Origin of the sequence: Bacillus sp. 3103sda1 (assembly GCF_024159135.1) — a bacterium.
Taxonomy (GTDB): domain Bacteria; phylum Bacillota; class Bacilli; order Bacillales; family Bacillaceae_G; genus Bacillus_A; species Bacillus_A rhizoplanae.
The window spans coordinates 2,318,591-2,334,291 of the sequence record NZ_JAMYWS010000001.1 but is presented as its reverse complement, the minus strand read 5'-3'; the positions used below and the strand labels follow the sequence as shown (position 1 = coordinate 2,334,291).

Here is a 15,701-nt window from a genome sequence, read left to right as displayed (position 1 = left end):
AAGTCAATAAATAAATATTTAATCATAACATAAATAAATATTTTTGTCAATACTCCGAATTGATCTTATTATTAGATTCAATCAAATAGAGAGGAGGAGTTCAAAATTGTATAAAGAATATAAAAAGATATTTTAAATAAGGAGTTGTTCCTGTGGATCTTACATCAAATGTTACAGCGATTGTTTTAGATTTAGATGGTACTTTATTGAATTCGCAAAAAGAAGTATCCAAAAGAAATTTACAAGCTATACTCGAATGTTATAGAAAAGGAATAACTGTTATTTTTGCAACAGCAAGACCCCCGCGTTCGGTGAAAGCTTTTCTTCCTCAGGAACTTCAAGAGATAGCAGCCATCGTGTATTACAACGGTGCTTTAATTATTGATAACACATCAGAGTACAGACAACATTATCCGATTGAATCAGCTATTACAAATGAAATTATTGAATATGTGATCACTCATCATTCGGATGCGTGTCTGTCTATTGAATCAGAAGATACGTGGTACAGTAATAGGTCATTAGATTATAGTAAATCTATGAATACAATTGTAAACCCAATCGTAGTTTCTTTACATGAATTTAAAAGAATCAATGCTTCAAAATTATTAATCTCAGAATATCCGTATTACGAGAATTTACACAAGCAATTTGAACATAAAGTAAACACGGTGTGTACCGATTCAGGAACGTTAATTCAAATTATGGCCAAAGGCGTTTCTAAGAAACAGGCTATAATGGATCTTTGTGTTCAAAATCATATTCCGATGAACAGCATAATGGCATTCGGTGATGATTGGAATGATTTAGAGCTTTTTCATGCGTGTGGTTTTCCAATCGCTATGGAAAATGCAATACGTGAACTAAAAGCAATTGCATATTTTGTTACTAAGTCTAATGATGAAGACGGTGTAGCTCAAGTATTAGAAAAGTTAATTTGTACCGTCAATAATAGTTAAAAATGATCAAACTTTTTTATAAAAGATGGATTGAATTAAAAATATTCAGAGCGTGTTTTAATCAATTTTTTTAAAACACGCTCTTTCTTTTTGTTTGATTATCAAGGTTATTAGTATGAATTTGATCAAATACTATTTCAAAGCTACAAATTCAAAAATTTCATTTTTTTGTAAAAAATATAGCTTGAACACCATTGACCAGGGAGGTTAACAGAAGTACAATGTGATTGACTGATGTGGTCAACTGCAATTTTTAGAATGAAAGAAAAGAGGGCTGCCCCTATGTATTCAAAATTTTTGAACCTGGATAAGGAAAAACAAGACCGCATAATAAATGCTGCGATAAAGGAATTTGCCCAGAAGGGATATGATAAGGCATCGACTAATGAAATCGTCAAGGAAGCGGGGATATCAAAGGGGTTATTATTCCATTATTTCCAAAATAAAAAGCAATTGTATTTATTCTTGTATGAACATATGATCGATATTCTAATGGAAAAAATTACAGAAAAAATAAATTGGGATGAAAAAGACATTTTTGTCCGCTATCGGCAAATCGCATTGCTGAAAATTGAAATATATCAAATTTATCCCGAAATGTTAAATTTCGCTAAGTCGATTTATAAAGACTCCTCCCCCGCAGTGAAAATTGATATAAACCGCAGGGCGAAGGAATTGTTCGAAAGTTCCTTTAATAAATTATTTTCCGATATTGATCTTTCTAAATTTAAAAAAGGGATTGATATCAAAAAGGCGATCAACATTATTAATTGGACATTGGAAGGGTTCGCCTATCAAATGCAAGAAAAAGCATTGTCCCTATCCTGGGAGCAAATCGATAGCGAGGAGACAATGGCAGAAATGGAAGAATACTTGAAAATACTAAGAAATTCTTTATACGAATAAGGAGGTGATCAATTATATACAAAATTGGTCATTTCGCATAACTGATGGAGGAGAAAAAGGGAGGTTTTATAAATGAACGTAATAGAAATTAAAAATCTAACCAAAACTTATGGCAAGGCGAGAGGAATATCCGATATTAGTTTTAATGTTGAACAGGGTGAAATTTTCGGGTTTATTGGACCTAATGGTGCTGGGAAGTCGACAACGATTCGTACATTATTATCGCTCATTTATCCAACGAGCGGCAGCGCCACGATTTTTGGGAAAGACTGTATTCAATTTGCTCCAGAAATAAAAAAGGAAATTGGCTATTTACCATCAGAAATTTTTTACTATGACAATATGAAAGTAAAGGACCTATTAAAATACTCAGCCAGCTTTTATAAAAAGGATTGCAGTAAGAAAATCAAAGAGTTAGCAGAAATTATGGACTTGGATCTCAATAAAAAAATTGATGACCTTTCTTTAGGAAACAAAAAGAAGGTTGGGATTGTTCAAGGGCTGCTCCATGAGCCTAAACTCATTATTTTGGATGAACCGACGAGCGGGCTTGACCCATTAATGCAGCAAAAATTCTTTGAACTATTAGAGGAAGAGAATAAAAAAGGTACTACGATTTTATTTTCGTCGCACATCCTCAATGAGGTTCAAAGATTATGTAATCGTGTTGCCATCATTAAAGAAGGTAAAATCGTAACTGTAGAAAAGATTAGTACGTTACAAGAGAATAACTATAAAAAGTTTAAAGTTGAGACGAAATCAGCCCTAGACAAGAATTACTTCCAAATCGACGGGGTCAATAAATTAGAAGTTCACAATAACGTAACTAGCTTTTTATTTAAAGGTAATATCAATACGGTGATGAAAAAAATCGCTGAAATTGAAATCGCGAATTTGTGGATTGAAGAGCCGGACCTTGAGGAGATCTTTATACATTATTACGAAAAGGAGGCCTAAGAAACTATGAATATCTTTATGCATGAATTGAAGGCTTATCGAAAGTCTACAATCATATGGTCGCTATCGTTAATTGTAATCATTATTATTTTTATGTCGATGTATTCTTCATTTGCTGAGGATGCAAAGGGTTTTATGAAAATATTAGAAAATTATCCAGAGGCGATAAGAAATGCAATCGGGTTTAATCAAGAAAATTTTTTTACTATTTTAGGATTCTATAGCTTCCCATTATCGTTTATTACTCTTTGCGCAGCAATCCAGGCGATGAATCTCGGCACTTCCATTGTCAATAAGGAAGTGCGTGAAAAAACAGCGGACTTTTTGCTAACGAAGCCTGTTACACGTACAAAAATTTTGACAGCCAAGTTATTGGCAGCACTGGTTTCGATTGTCATGACGAATATCTTTTATTTCGCTGCAGCTAGCTTTGTGGCATTACAAGTCAAGACAGATGATTTTAGCTTAAAAATTTTCTTTTTGCTTTCGCTTACAATTTTTTTCATTCAGCTGATATTCCTATCCTTAGGAATTATCATTTCCGTTATTGTTCAAAAGATCAAATCCGTGCTGACCGTCTCGCTTGCTACCGTCTTTGCTTTCTATTTTGTGGGAATGTTCAGTGATACGACAGGTGATGAAGTGAAACGTTATTTTTCGCCGTTTAAATATTTCGACACCACCTATATCATTAAACATTCCAGCTATGAAACAACATTTTTGATTGTTGGTGCAGTTATTATTATTCTTGCTATTGCAGCTAGTTATGTTGTCTATATCAAGAAGGATATCCATGCTGTTTAAGAATGCTAGCTTTGCTTGCGGAAAGCTAAATGGAGGGGTTCGGTCATGAATATATTTTTAAAAGAATTGAAGTCTCATCGAAAATCGCTCATATTTTGGAGCATCGGTGTCTTCCTTATGGTGGCATCAGGAATGACTAAATACGAAGCGTATTCGACGTCGGGCCAATCAATAAATGATTTGATGGCAGATATTCCAAAATCGCTGCGGGCTGTATTAGGTTTCAGTGATTTGGATTTAACGAAGGCCAGCGGCTACTATGGTATGCTTTTTCTCTATTTATTATTAATGGCAACCATTCATGCAGTAATGCTCGGAGCAACCATTATTGCCAAAGAAGAACGGGATAAAACATCTGAGTTTTTATTCGTAAAACCAGTATCTAGAAGTAAAGTTATTACAGCAAAGCTATTGGCAGCTTTCACAAATATCGTAATCTTTAATCTCGTAACATTCGTTTCGTCCATTATTCTTTTAGGGAAATACAGCGATGGTGAGGCGGTTAATGGTGAAATCGCAATCTTAATGGCGGCAATGTTCATTTTGCAGGTTTTATTTATGGTTATCGGCAGCGCACTCGCTGCTGTAAAAAAGAAACCAAAAACAGCTGCATCAGTAGCTACTGGAATCCTATTATTTACGTATATGTTATCAATCATTATTGATTTGAATAAGAATATGAAAGGCTTAAGATATTTTACACCATTTAAATATTTTGAAGCAAAAAATGTAATGTATGGTGGTGGTTTAGATGTAATCTTTGTAGTAATTTCACTAATGTTGATTCTAACACTTTTGGTTGTAACTTATGTATATTATAAAAAAAGAGATTTGAATGTTTAGTAAAAAGACCGTAATTTGCGGTCTTTTTTTATGGTTATCAAAATCAACAATGGAATTTAACAGAACCTATAAGGAGTAACGTGAAAAAAGACAGCCTATGAGCTATCTTTTTTCATACTATTTAAATCGTCTTAAAACGAGAAACTCCCACCATTTCCACGGCAGTAGATTTTTTAATAGAATCATTAACTTTACTCCTTTTCCAATTGGATAACGTAAAGTTGGATGCTGTGATTCAGCAATAGCTACTATTTTCTCAGCGACATCTTTCGGATTTTCTAAAGTTTCACTCCCATTATGAATATGTTGTTCAATTTTCTTCATGTATTCTTTGTAGGGGGACTCGGATTCAGAAGTAGCTTCCGCGAGTTTTTGTCCAATTTCCCAAATATTTGTGTTATATGATCCCGGCTCAATTAATGAAACGTCGATCCCAAACGGTTTTACTTCTAAACGAAGGGACTCACTCCAACCTTCGAGTGCATATTTTGAAGCAACGTAAGGGGAGAGGCCAGGGAAACCCATTTTTCCACTGATGCTACTAACATTAATAATTTTCCCTCGTTTTTGTCTTCTCATAATTGGAAGAATAGCCTGTGTTACTGCGATAGCTCCGAACACGTTTGTCTCAAATTGTTTACGGTATTCTTCAATTGGAATTTCCTCCGCAAAACCACCGCTTGCGTAGCCCGCATTGTTAATAAGAATATCTATCCGTCCAAGGTTGTTTATAAAAGCTGTAAATTTCCCAATAGATTCTTCGGAAGTTACATCTAACGGATGAATTTTTATATTTTGTTCTATATGCAACGATGTAGCTTTTTCAATCAACTCTGTTTGTTTTTCAACATTTCGCATCGTAGCAATTACAAGATAGCCATTTTTAGCAAATTCTAATGAAGTGTGGAGCCCAAATCCACTTGATGAACCTGTAATAATCACGATTTTTTCTGTCATTTGTTTCTCTCTTTCTATTAAAATTAAGTTTAATTTCATCATGTCGAAAGGATAAGGAGAAATTCAATAGCTTAGTAAATAGACAAATACACACATTTGTATTTTTGGTAAAAAGTAGATTTCAAAGGAATTCACTTTTTATGTCGGAATATGCGCTTACCAGGGAAATAATACGAAAGTGTTTTTATTCCCTAAAATAATCTAAACAGTATAGACAAACTAGTTTTTATAAATAAAGCCCGCCCATATACATTTCCGTTAATGTATGTACAATATCTTCAAGAGAGAAATCTCGTTCATTTCGAACGATTTCCCACAAAAACATTTCATTCGCAAAGAACCAACTTCTCGCTACTAAAAAACAGTTCAAATCTTTACGTGCTAAACCGCTGTTTTGTGAATACGTAATATCTTGAACAATCCGCTCAATAAACCGTTCTCGAATAGCGCTCCATCTGTACCGAACTTCGTCAGAAGCACCGATTGCTTCTTCAACCACTTGTAATAGTTGTCTTTCCATTTCCGCCATTTGTAAAAATGCACGCACTTGCTGCTGAATCATACTACGAGCTTCTTGCTTCGTTACTGGTTGAAAGACACATTCTGCGATTGTATAAAATTGATTCATCACATCATCCATTAATACAATAAGTAAATCATCTTTATTTTTAAAGTATACGTATGCTGTCCCGTATCCTGTTTCTGCCTTTTTGATAATCTGGGAAATTGTTGTTTTTTGAAATCCATGTTCAATAAAGACTTCACGGCCAGCAAATAATAGTTTCTTTTTTGTTTCAAGTGAACGTTGTTTTCTAGCTGAGAAAACATCTTTGCTCATATGTACCACACCTTTGTGTTGAAATATCAGAAAATTTAACTTTATTCTAGGTGAAACATTTATTAAATGTCAACTGACATTATGTCATTGACGTTATGTCAATTTTGGTGATATATTTTAACTAATTAGAATTGAAAGAAAATTAAACAGAAGGTGATAGAATGCATTCAAAACCATTTGAACCATCTTACGAGCATGCTCGTCAATGTGACATTTATGATGAGCTTGCATCGTTTCAACATGAGTTTTATAAAAAAGAAGGAACAATTTATTTAGATGGAAACTCACTTGGGCTTTTATCAAAACGAGCTGAACAATCTTTATTAACATTGCTAGATTCATGGAAACAATTTGGCATTGATGGTTGGACAGAAGGACAGCATCCATGGTATTTCTTATCCGAGCAATTAGGAGAATTAAGCGCTCCACTTATCGGTGCTTCACCTGAAGAAGTAATTGTAACCGGCTCCACGACAACAAATTTACATCAAGTTGTCGCTACGTTTTATGAACCAAAGGAAGGGAAAACAAAAATCCTTGCTGATGAATTAACATTCCCATCCGATATTTACGCATTGCAAAGCCAAATTCGTTTAAAAGGGCTAGATCCTGCTGAACATCTTATTCAAGTGAAAAGCAGAGATGGAAGAATGTTAAATGAAGAAGATATCATTGCAGCAATGACAGAAGATATTGCGCTCATTGTACTTCCGGCAGTGTTATATCGAAGCGGGCAAATTTTAGATATGAAGCTTCTTACGAAAGAAGCACATAAACGCGGTATTCATATTGGCTTTGATCTTTGTCATTCCATCGGTTCTATTCCGCATCACTTTCAAGAATGGGATGTCGATTTTGCAGTTTGGTGTAATTATAAATATTTAAATGCCGGTCCAGGTGGAGTTGGTGGCCTGTACGTTAATAAAAAGCATTTCAATCGTTTACCAGGATTAGCAGGCTGGTTTAGTTCCCGAAAAGATAAACAGTTTGATATGGAACACGAACTTACGCCAGCCGGGCATGCCGGTGCATATCAAATTGGAACACCACACGTGTTAAGTGTTGCACCGCTTATCGGTTCTTTAGAAATTTTTAAAGAAGCGGGCATAGAGCGATTACGACAGAAATCTCTTCATATTACACGCTATATGATAAACCTAATACATCATGAATTAACAGATATGGGCTTTACACTTGGTAATCCGTTAGACGATGAAAAAAGAGGCGGACATATTTATTTAGAACATAAAGAAGCAGCACGTATTTGTAAGGCACTAAAAGCGAATGGAATTATTCCTGATTTTCGCGCACCAAACGGTATTCGTTTAGCTCCTGTCGCTTTATACAACACGTATGAAGAAGTATGGAAAGCCGTACAAATTTTGAAGAAGATTATGGTGGAAGAGCAGTATAAACAATTTGAAAATAAACGAGAGGTTGTGGCATAAGGATGAAAGAAAACAAGTGGATTGATATTTCTCAACCTCTAAACAATGATATTGCCACTTGGCCGGGCGATACGCCTTTTTCCTATGAAGTGTCATGGACAAAAGAACAAAGTGGATCTGTTAATGTTGGTAAAATTTCAATGAGCATTCACACTGGAACACATATTGATGCGCCGTTTCATTTTGATAATGATGGTGAAAAAGTAAGTGATCTTGATATTAACGTCTACATTGGTCCTGCTCGAATTATTGATGTGACAGGTTATAAAAGCATTGGAGCAAAAGAGTTAAAAACGCATGATTTAGAAGGAGTAAGTAGATTATTATTACGGACCTCATCAAAAACAAATCCGCACGTATTTCCTGAAACAATTCCGTATTTACGTGCTGATCTTGCACCTTATCTGCATGAAAAGGGCGTGCGCTTAATCGGTGTAGATGTCCCATCTGTTGATCCGCTTGATGATAAAGAGCTAGCAGCACATCATGAGTTATTTAAACACGGTATTCATATTTTAGAAAATGTTGTTCTAGAAAATGTACAAGACGGAGACTACGAACTTATTGCTCTGCCGCTTTCGCTAACAGATGCAGACGGTAGCCCGGTTCGTGCTGTAATAAAACCATTATAAAAATAGCCTATACTGCATAGAGAGGATGTACACATATGAAAGAAAATGAAAAAGTAATTATGGAGAAGGGGATTCATACAGATTTTCGTAATAACATGACATACGGGGAATATTTACAATTAGATAGTTTACTATCTAGCCAAAAACGACTCTCTGATCATCATGACGAAATGTTATTCATCGTGATTCACCAAGCAAGTGAGCTTTGGATGAAATTAATTTTACATGAATTAGAAGCAGCTAACGAATCAATCAAAAACGAAAAACTTGCACCTGCTTTTAAGATGCTTGCACGTGTTTCAAAAATTCAATCGCAAATTATTCAATCATGGGATATTCTTGCCACGCTCACACCAGCTGAGTATATTGAATTCCGCGATTCACTTGGTCAAGCATCCGGATTTCAATCTTATCAATATCGAATGATTGAATTTGCGCTTGGCTATAAAACACCACATGTTCTTAAAATCTATGAAAAAGATGAAGAATTGCACGCTCGTCTACATAAGGCGCTTCATACACCGAGTTTATATGACGTTGCGATTCAAACTCTTGCAAAAGAAGGATTTCCAATTAACCCAAATGTGCTTCAGCGTGATATTACGCAACCATATGAAGCAGATGCAACAGTAGAAGCAGCGTGGTTAGAAGTCTACTCAGATGTAAAGAAATATTGGGACTTATATCAATTAGCTGAAAAGCTAATCGATATCGAAGATTGGCTGCAGCAGTGGCGTTTCCGTCATATGAAAACTGTAGAACGTATTATCGGACATAAAATGGGAACTGGCGGTTCTTCAGGCGTTTCTTATTTAAAACGTGTGTTGGATCAATCCTTCTTCCCAGAGCTTTGGAATATCCGGACAAAATTGTAAAAGAAAAGTCGGTAGCTATTATCAGTTACCGACTTTTCTTTTTAATAATTATTTCATGGTATAGTAAAGACTAGTAAAAAAGTCTTTATTCGGAGGAACGTATATTGGATTTTTACGCATTAGAAAATATGCTCAAAAAAAAGAAAGTACATTCATTTTTAATTCACCAACGTGGTGAATTCACTACAAAGTACTATAAAACAGAACAATGCGCACATAACTTATACAAAATCAATTCTATTACAAAAAGTATCGTATCTACTCTCATTGGAATCGCCATTGATAAAGGTTTTATAAATGGTATACATAGTCCCATAATAGAATGGATTCAAAATATACCAAAAGAAAAGCAAGACCTGACTATATATCATTTATTAACGATGACAACAGGTGAGGAGTGGCAGGAATTTGGAAACGGTGTTGTTTTCCCAAATGATTTTGTCGAGTCTGATCATTGGATAGATTATATTTTAAAGAAACCAATGATAAATCGGCCTGGAACAAAAATGAATTATAATTCAGGTTCCTCGCATCTATTAAGTTATATTGTACAAAAGGCAACTAACATGACGACGGAACAATTTGCAAAGGTACATCTATTCGATCCTTTACATATTACCGACTACGAATGGCAGCAAGATCCACAGGGAATTTTTGTTGGCGGCTTTGGCATGAAAATGAAAGCAGAAGACATGCTGAAAATTGGCTTATTATGTCTACAAAATGGATATTGGAACGGACAGCAACTTGTATCTTCAAGCTGGATTGAGCAATCCCATCAAGAAAGATTTACAACATATGAACATATTGGGGCATACGGTTATCATTGGTGGGTATTAGATCAAAACAATTTCGACATGCCCTACCATACATATTTTGCGATGGGATATGGCGGACAATATATTATCATTGTTCCTCAATTAGAGTTAGTTACAGTCATTAGTAGTCAAATGCCAAAGCGGGGCTTAGTACCGCTTAAACTGTTTATAAAACATTTACAAGAAACGTACTAAATTAACTTAGCACAGAATGAATGTTTGCAAAGGATAAGTTGGGGGATGGATATGAACAAGTTATTTACAATAGACTGTGGTGAAATATTACTAAGAGAGTTTAGAATTGAAGATGTTGATGCTATTTATGAACTTACTTCACAACCTGAAGTTTATGAATTTTTGCCAGATTGGCGTTCAACAAGAGAACAACGATTAAACTGGGTTACAAATTATGAGGTACCATCCAATAAAGAGTTTTTGTCAGCCGTACCTAATATCGGTGGTCAAAATTATTTGAAGTTAGGAATTGTATTAAAGGAAACTGGCAAATTTATTGGTTTCTGCAATACAGGTATCAAAGAAGAGCTGAGTGAACCAAACCGAGAAATCGCTTTTGCTATTTCAAAACATTACAGAAATCGAGGGTACACAACAAAAGCAGTAAAAGGATTGGTAAAATATTTGTTTGAGAATACAGATGTTGAACTACTAAATACCATTGTTCTTCCTCATAATGTAAGCTCGAATAAAGTAATTCAAAAATGTGGTTTTCGTTTTAATGGAAATATGGAGATTGAAGACCAACAATATTATCATTACATTCTTCACAAAGAGGAATGAAAAAGTACTAAATAATATAAAACCTTTTACTACAAACATTTCATATTCAACAAACGGGTGCTTTAGTTTAAAAAAGAGTACACAATAAAAATAGCCTGTATCTTTGATTACTAAGTAATCGTAGATACAGGCTTTATTTTTCGGTAATTAACTGCCCTTATATATATTTAAAGAAATTCTAACCTTTTTATACAAATTGCATTGTAAAACGACAAATCTACTTACAGAACTTGTACAATGCTTACACACGATTGTAAGTCCATGTTTTTTGATACATTTGATTGCATGAGTAATGTTTTTGTTTTAGTGTATTCTGCCAACGTTCCGCAATGCTAAGAATACACACTTCTGTAATTATTCATTCTAAACATGAATTTTTAAAACAACATCAGTTCATTTGTAGACTCACTCTATATAATGCTTGTTCTTCTGTTGCGGTATTTTGTTTTTTCTTATCTCGGCGTTTCTTTAAAAAGAATGTTTAAAAATGTTTCTGTTTTTGTTTCAAATTCTACATCAACAAATACTCCAAATTCTTTTCCGTTCTTCTCTCGCAACCACAACTTAAATTTTTCAACTGATACATTTGCCGTTTTTGGTTTTCTTCCTATGTGAAGATAATCGATAATATCAGCTTGTGGGTATTTTTCTTTCGTTTTTTGCACTGCAAGCTTTCCCCATTTTGCGTATGGAGGTTGAGCATGAATGATTGAAAACGGTCTGTATATAAATAAAGCTACTGTAACAAGTCCGATACATATAATTAAACGTGTATATAAAGGTTTCATATTAAGCTCCTTTATCCCGCTACTTTTGGGCAGTAAGACCTCCACCTCAAGATGCAGAGAAAGGGAAGAAAATAGGTGGAGGAATACTGCCCGTAAGAGCACGATTGGTTCAACTAACCATCAGTAGGGTATAAAGCCCCCCACTAATGGAAGTTTCATTTTATAGCATTTTCTATAGTGTTTACACTTAAGCGAATTCATATGAATTTGCCTTTTTTTGTCTTCCTTACATAAAACCGCATCATTTACAAAAAATAACCTTGAAATCATCGTCATATTCAAGGAGGTTGAACTATGCATCGTAAAGCTTTCTTCAAAGTACCGCTTTTACTCGTTACATTTGCGGCCGCTTTGTTAGTAAGTAGTGTTCATGAGAAGGAAGTAGGGGCTTTTTCTAATCAAGTCATTCAAAAAGGAGCCTCTGGGGAAGATGTAATCGAACTACAATCAAGGCTCAAGTATATTGGATTTTACAATGGAAAAGTAGATGGTGTCTTTGGATGGGGTACATATTGGGCACTTCGGAATTTTCAAGAAAAGTTTGGGTTACCGGTTGACGGACTTGCAGGTCCAACTACAAAACAAAAACTCGTTAAAGCTACAAAATATGAAAAACAACCAAATAACACAGCAAATAAACAAAATAACAAACCGGCGCCAAATAAAGGTACAAATGTTCCAAATGGATATTCACAAAACGACATTAAAATATTGGCAAATGCTGTATACGGAGAATCTCGCGGTGAACCTTATATCGGACAAGTTGCCGTAGCAGCTGTTATTTTAAATCGCGTCAGCAGCCCGTCTTTTCCAAATACAGTGGCAGGTGTGATTTATGAGCCGCGTGCCTTTACTGCTGTTGCGGATGGACAAATTAATTTAACACCAAATGAAACAGCAAAAAAAGCTGTACTTGATGCAATTAACGGATGGGATCCATCTGATGGCGCGATTTATTACTTTAATCCAGATACAGCAACAAGCCAATGGATTTGGAGTCGTCCGCAAATCAAAAAAATTGGAAGACACATTTTTTGTCGTTAGGAGGTGGATGAGATATGTTTAGAGGTTTCATTATCGTTTTATTAACAATTGGAGTTGTAGGTACAGGATATTGGGGATATAAAGAGCATCAAGAAAAAAATGCTGTTTTAATTCACGCTGAAAACAACTACCAGCGGGCTTTTCATGATTTAGCGTATCAAGTTGATTTATTACACGATAAAATTGGGACAACATTAGCAATGAATTCACGAACATCATTATCACCTGCATTAGCTGACGTGTGGCGTATCACATCTCAGGCGCATTCTGATATTGGCCAATTACCACTTACATTGCTCCCGTTTAATAAAACAGAAGAATTTCTAGCAAATATCGGAGATTTTAGTTATCGTACAGCTATACGCGATTTAGATAAAGAACCATTAAATGACCAAGAATATAATACACTCCAGCAGCTATACAATAATGCTGCAAATATTCAAGATGAACTGCGCAAAGTACAGCATCTGGCCTTAAAAAATAACTTGCGTTGGATGGATGTTGAACTAGCCCTTGCTTCTAATAATAACCCAGCCGATAACACGATTATCGATGGATTTAAAACTGTGGAAAAAAATAGTCAATCTTACTCAGAAAAGCGTTTTGGGCCAACGTTTACAAGTTTGGAAAAAGAAACAAAAGGCGAGACGCACATATCTGGTCCAAAAATTTCAGAAGATCAAGCAATAAATATTGCAAAATCTTTTCTTAGCTTAAAGGGAGATGAAAAGATTTCTGTTGAAAAAAGCAGCAAGGGAGCAAAACAAAAATTTTATAGCATTACTGTGAAAGATCCAAAGACAAATAGTGAAACGAATATGGACATTACTGAACAAGGTGGATATCCAATTTGGGTCATGAGCAATCGGGAAATTAAAGAACAAAAAATGAGCTTAAATGAAGCAGGAGAAAAGGGACTTTCCTTTTTAAAACAAAATAAATTCAAAAATATGGAGTTATATGAAAGTTCACAATACGACTCTGTCGGCGTTTTCACATTCGTAACTAATCGGGACAACGTACGTATATATCCAGAGTCCATTCAAATGAAAATCGCACTCGATGACGGTTCGATTGTTGGCTTTTCGGCAAAAGACTATTTAGCTTCTCGTAAAGATATAAAAATTCCAAAACCAACACTATCGGCTTCGGATGCACGAAAGAAAATCAATCCGAATTTGAAAGTTATGGAAGAGCGTGAAGCAGTTATTGTAAATGACTTGCATAAAGAAGTACTATGTTATGAATTTTTAGGAACACTTGGCAAAGACACATATCAAATCTTTATTAATGCCAATAATGGCACGGAAGAAAAGGTGAAAAAACTACAAAGTGTAGAACAAGTTTATGATTAATGAATAGGAGTGACACCTTTGAGAAAAATCTTTTATTTTTGTATCTGTTTGCTTCTATTAGCGAGCTGTAATACAAAAAAGAACAATAATGCAGCGAGTCCAAGTCCAACTTCGAATGCTAAATTGATTTCAACAAAAAACGAAACAAATCAAGATGTTACATATAAATCAGATGAAAAAGTGGCGGATCACTTAGCAAGGTTAGCATCGAGCGTACCGGGTGTAAACGATGCAACAGCAGTTGTACTTGGAAGATATGCAGTTGTTGGAATTGATGTTGACGCAAAACTAGATCGCTCTCGAGTGGAGACAATCAAATATTCAGTAGCAGAGAGTTTAAAACATGATCCACTCGGAGCAAATGCAGTTGTTGTAGCAGATATCGATACGTATCAGCGCTTAAAAGAAATGGGCAAACAAATAAAGGAAGGAAACGCAGGAAAAGGAATTCTCGATGAACTCGCAGCAATTGTCGGGCGTGTAATGCCGCAAGTACCAAATGATGTATTTGAAAAGAAACAGATCAATCCAACTAAAGAAAACGATCAACAATTACAAAAAGGCGAACAAAGTGAACTAAAACAAGAACAAGTTGATCAATCCAATCAAAATTTAAAACGATAAAAATAATCCCCGTGTTATATAGCACGGGGATTATTCCTTGGAAAAAAATCGAATATTTTATTTATTCATAAAAATATTATATGATTTTGTATAAAAGAAAACATACGTTTTTGTAAATGGAGGAATATACGTCATGCAAATAAATGGATCTATTCAACTCGTTCCATATACGGAAAAATTTAAAGAATCTTTGCAAACATTTACTTTACCTGAAGAACAAGTGCAATTTACAGCCCATCCAATGGAATTACTCAAAAAAGTAGAACAAGATCCAACTCGAAATCCTATTGTTATTTTAGCTGATAACAAGCCAGTCGGTATTTTTGCGTTGCAATCGGGAAGTCGTGTACAAGAATATACAAATAAAGAAAATTCTTTACTGCTTGTTTCATTTTCAATCGATTACACAGAACAAGGGAAAGGATATGCAAAACAAGCGTTATATCAGTTACCACATTATGTAGATTCATATTTTCCGAACATAGAAGAAATTGTGTTGGCAGTCAATGAAAGAAATATTCCCGCTCAAAAATTATATGTAAAAGTTGGATTTGAAGATAGAGGCCATCGTAGAATGGGACCAATTGGACCGCAATTTGTTTTATACTTACCAGTCAACAAACCACTACTTAAACGCTAATGTGCTTTAAAATGGTGAATCTGTAACAGTTCTGATAGGGAAGGAATAGTCAATCAGAAGTCTTCTTGTATGAACCATAAATGTTATGATGGGAATTAGAGTTTTGATATATGGAAGCTTGATGTTATTGCAAGTCTAGATATAAATTAACTTCTGCTTAATACCCATTTAATGCTAAAATAGTAAAGTGGTGGCTTCTTTCGAGACAGATACTAGGTAGAACTTATTGGTGTAAAAGAATCAATTAATTTTGGAAAGTCCTTTAATTTTTTAGTGCGAACGTAAAGCGTACATGAAATTCCAAGGACATTCGCACCTGAATTTTTACGATTTATGATTAAATTTTATGATTTTCTGTATAAGTTTCTTTATTCAATAAAGAAACTAGTGTATTTTTGAACGGGATTTACGCATT

Annotated in this window: 17 protein-coding genes; 14 read left to right on the top strand and 3 right to left on the bottom strand. The window is 34.7% G+C overall.

Features of this window, described 5'->3' with window-relative positions; all coding sequences use genetic code 11:
- Nucleotides 1–152: 152 nt before the first annotated feature.
- The 5 genes from NKR74_RS11550 (at nt 153) to NKR74_RS11530 (ending at nt 4,469) form a co-directional block, all read left to right on the top strand.
- Nucleotides 153–959, top strand: coding sequence for an HAD family hydrolase (locus tag NKR74_RS11550; protein ID WP_098310317.1), 807 nt, complete (start codon nt 153–155; stop codon nt 957–959).
- 234 nt (nt 960–1,193) lie between these two features.
- Nucleotides 1,194–1,865 (top strand): TetR/AcrR family transcriptional regulator, encoded by a 672-nt coding sequence (locus tag NKR74_RS11545; protein WP_253629638.1) that lies wholly within the window; start codon nt 1,194–1,196, stop codon nt 1,863–1,865.
- 72 nt (nt 1,866–1,937) lie between these two features.
- Nucleotides 1,938–2,822 carry an ABC transporter ATP-binding protein gene (locus NKR74_RS11540; RefSeq protein ID WP_253629637.1) on the top strand — a complete coding sequence of 295 codons (885 nt, stop codon included), beginning with the start codon at nt 1,938–1,940 and terminating at the stop codon, nt 2,820–2,822.
- Between the two features lie 6 nt (nt 2,823–2,828).
- Complete coding sequence (locus NKR74_RS11535) at nt 2,829–3,626, top strand: ABC transporter permease subunit (protein WP_253629636.1); 798 nt, start codon at nt 2,829–2,831, stop codon at nt 3,624–3,626.
- Between the two features lie 45 nt (nt 3,627–3,671).
- Complete coding sequence (locus NKR74_RS11530) at nt 3,672–4,469, top strand: ABC transporter permease subunit (protein ID WP_253629635.1); 798 nt, start codon at nt 3,672–3,674, stop codon at nt 4,467–4,469.
- 117 nt (nt 4,470–4,586) lie between these two features.
- On the opposite strand, the gene NKR74_RS11525 is transcribed toward NKR74_RS11530, so the two are convergent.
- On the bottom strand, nt 4,587–5,426 hold the full coding sequence (locus NKR74_RS11525; protein ID WP_253629634.1) for an oxidoreductase: 840 nt from the start codon (nt 5,424–5,426) through the stop codon (nt 4,587–4,589).
- A gap of 226 nt (nt 5,427–5,652) precedes the next feature.
- A complete protein-coding gene (locus NKR74_RS11520) occupies nt 5,653–6,264 on the bottom strand; it encodes a TetR/AcrR family transcriptional regulator (protein ID WP_253629633.1) in 612 nt (203 codons plus the stop codon).
- A gap of 161 nt (nt 6,265–6,425) precedes the next feature.
- Between NKR74_RS11520 and kynU the strand changes: the two genes are divergently transcribed.
- From kynU to NKR74_RS11495, 5 genes are all read left to right on the top strand, one after another.
- The gene (gene kynU / locus NKR74_RS11515) at nt 6,426–7,712 is read left to right on the top strand and encodes a kynureninase (protein ID WP_253629632.1); all 1,287 of its coding nucleotides are present in this window, start codon (nt 6,426–6,428) and stop codon (nt 7,710–7,712) included.
- Nucleotides 7,713–7,714: 2 nt separating this feature from the next.
- Complete coding sequence (kynB, locus tag NKR74_RS11510; protein WP_253629631.1) at nt 7,715–8,344, top strand: arylformamidase; 630 nt, start codon at nt 7,715–7,717, stop codon at nt 8,342–8,344.
- A gap of 35 nt (nt 8,345–8,379) precedes the next feature.
- The gene (gene kynA / locus NKR74_RS11505; RefSeq protein ID WP_253629630.1) at nt 8,380–9,219 is read left to right on the top strand and encodes a tryptophan 2,3-dioxygenase; all 840 of its coding nucleotides are present in this window, start codon (nt 8,380–8,382) and stop codon (nt 9,217–9,219) included.
- Nucleotides 9,220–9,323: 104 nt separating this feature from the next.
- Nucleotides 9,324–10,232 (top strand): serine hydrolase domain-containing protein, encoded by a 909-nt coding sequence (locus NKR74_RS11500; RefSeq protein ID WP_253629629.1) that lies wholly within the window; start codon nt 9,324–9,326, stop codon nt 10,230–10,232.
- 51 nt (nt 10,233–10,283) lie between these two features.
- The gene (locus NKR74_RS11495; protein WP_253629628.1) at nt 10,284–10,835 is read left to right on the top strand and encodes a GNAT family N-acetyltransferase; all 552 of its coding nucleotides are present in this window, start codon (nt 10,284–10,286) and stop codon (nt 10,833–10,835) included.
- A 452-nt stretch (nt 10,836–11,287) separates the two neighbouring features.
- Here the strand turns inward: NKR74_RS11495 and NKR74_RS11490 are convergent, their stop codons facing one another.
- Nucleotides 11,288–11,623 (bottom strand): DUF3889 domain-containing protein, encoded by a 336-nt coding sequence (locus tag NKR74_RS11490; RefSeq protein WP_098310307.1) that lies wholly within the window; start codon nt 11,621–11,623, stop codon nt 11,288–11,290.
- Nucleotides 11,624–11,917: 294 nt separating this feature from the next.
- On the opposite strand from NKR74_RS11490, the gene sleB reads away from it, so the two are divergent.
- The 4 genes from sleB (at nt 11,918) to NKR74_RS11470 (ending at nt 15,286) form a co-directional block, all read left to right on the top strand.
- A complete protein-coding gene (gene sleB, locus NKR74_RS11485; protein WP_253629627.1) occupies nt 11,918–12,667 on the top strand; it encodes a spore cortex-lytic enzyme in 750 nt (249 codons plus the stop codon).
- A 14-nt stretch (nt 12,668–12,681) separates the two neighbouring features.
- Complete coding sequence (gene ypeB / locus NKR74_RS11480; protein WP_253629626.1) at nt 12,682–14,022, top strand: germination protein YpeB; 1,341 nt, start codon at nt 12,682–12,684, stop codon at nt 14,020–14,022.
- 18 nt (nt 14,023–14,040) lie between these two features.
- A complete protein-coding gene (locus NKR74_RS11475; RefSeq protein ID WP_253629625.1) occupies nt 14,041–14,646 on the top strand; it encodes a YhcN/YlaJ family sporulation lipoprotein in 606 nt (201 codons plus the stop codon).
- 133 nt (nt 14,647–14,779) lie between these two features.
- On the top strand, nt 14,780–15,286 hold the full coding sequence (locus NKR74_RS11470) for a GNAT family N-acetyltransferase (RefSeq protein ID WP_253629624.1): 507 nt from the start codon (nt 14,780–14,782) through the stop codon (nt 15,284–15,286).
- Nucleotides 15,287–15,701: the final 415 nt, after the last annotated feature.

Coding starts and splice junctions, on each gene's coding strand:
- sleB (WP_253629627.1), top strand. CDS start 11,918: ATGCATCGTAAAGCTTTCTTCAAAGTACCGCTTTTACTCGTTACATTT.
- kynB (WP_253629631.1), top strand. CDS start 7,715: ATGAAAGAAAACAAGTGGATTGATATTTCTCAACCTCTAAACAATGAT.
- NKR74_RS11545 (WP_253629638.1), top strand. CDS start 1,194: ATGTGGTCAACTGCAATTTTTAGAATGAAAGAAAAGAGGGCTGCCCCT.
- NKR74_RS11490 (WP_098310307.1), bottom strand. CDS start 11,623: ATGAAACCTTTATATACACGTTTAATTATATGTATCGGACTTGTTACA.
- ypeB (WP_253629626.1), top strand. CDS start 12,682: ATGTTTAGAGGTTTCATTATCGTTTTATTAACAATTGGAGTTGTAGGT.
- kynU (WP_253629632.1), top strand. CDS start 6,426: ATGCATTCAAAACCATTTGAACCATCTTACGAGCATGCTCGTCAATGT.
- NKR74_RS11530 (WP_253629635.1), top strand. CDS start 3,672: ATGAATATATTTTTAAAAGAATTGAAGTCTCATCGAAAATCGCTCATA.
- NKR74_RS11520 (WP_253629633.1), bottom strand. CDS start 6,264: ATGAGCAAAGATGTTTTCTCAGCTAGAAAACAACGTTCACTTGAAACA.
- NKR74_RS11525 (WP_253629634.1), bottom strand. CDS start 5,426: ATGACAGAAAAAATCGTGATTATTACAGGTTCATCAAGTGGATTTGGG.
- NKR74_RS11535 (WP_253629636.1), top strand. CDS start 2,829: ATGAATATCTTTATGCATGAATTGAAGGCTTATCGAAAGTCTACAATC.
- NKR74_RS11540 (WP_253629637.1), top strand. CDS start 1,938: ATGAACGTAATAGAAATTAAAAATCTAACCAAAACTTATGGCAAGGCG.
- kynA (WP_253629630.1), top strand. CDS start 8,380: ATGAAAGAAAATGAAAAAGTAATTATGGAGAAGGGGATTCATACAGAT.
- NKR74_RS11470 (WP_253629624.1), top strand. CDS start 14,780: ATGCAAATAAATGGATCTATTCAACTCGTTCCATATACGGAAAAATTT.
- NKR74_RS11495 (WP_253629628.1), top strand. CDS start 10,284: ATGAACAAGTTATTTACAATAGACTGTGGTGAAATATTACTAAGAGAG.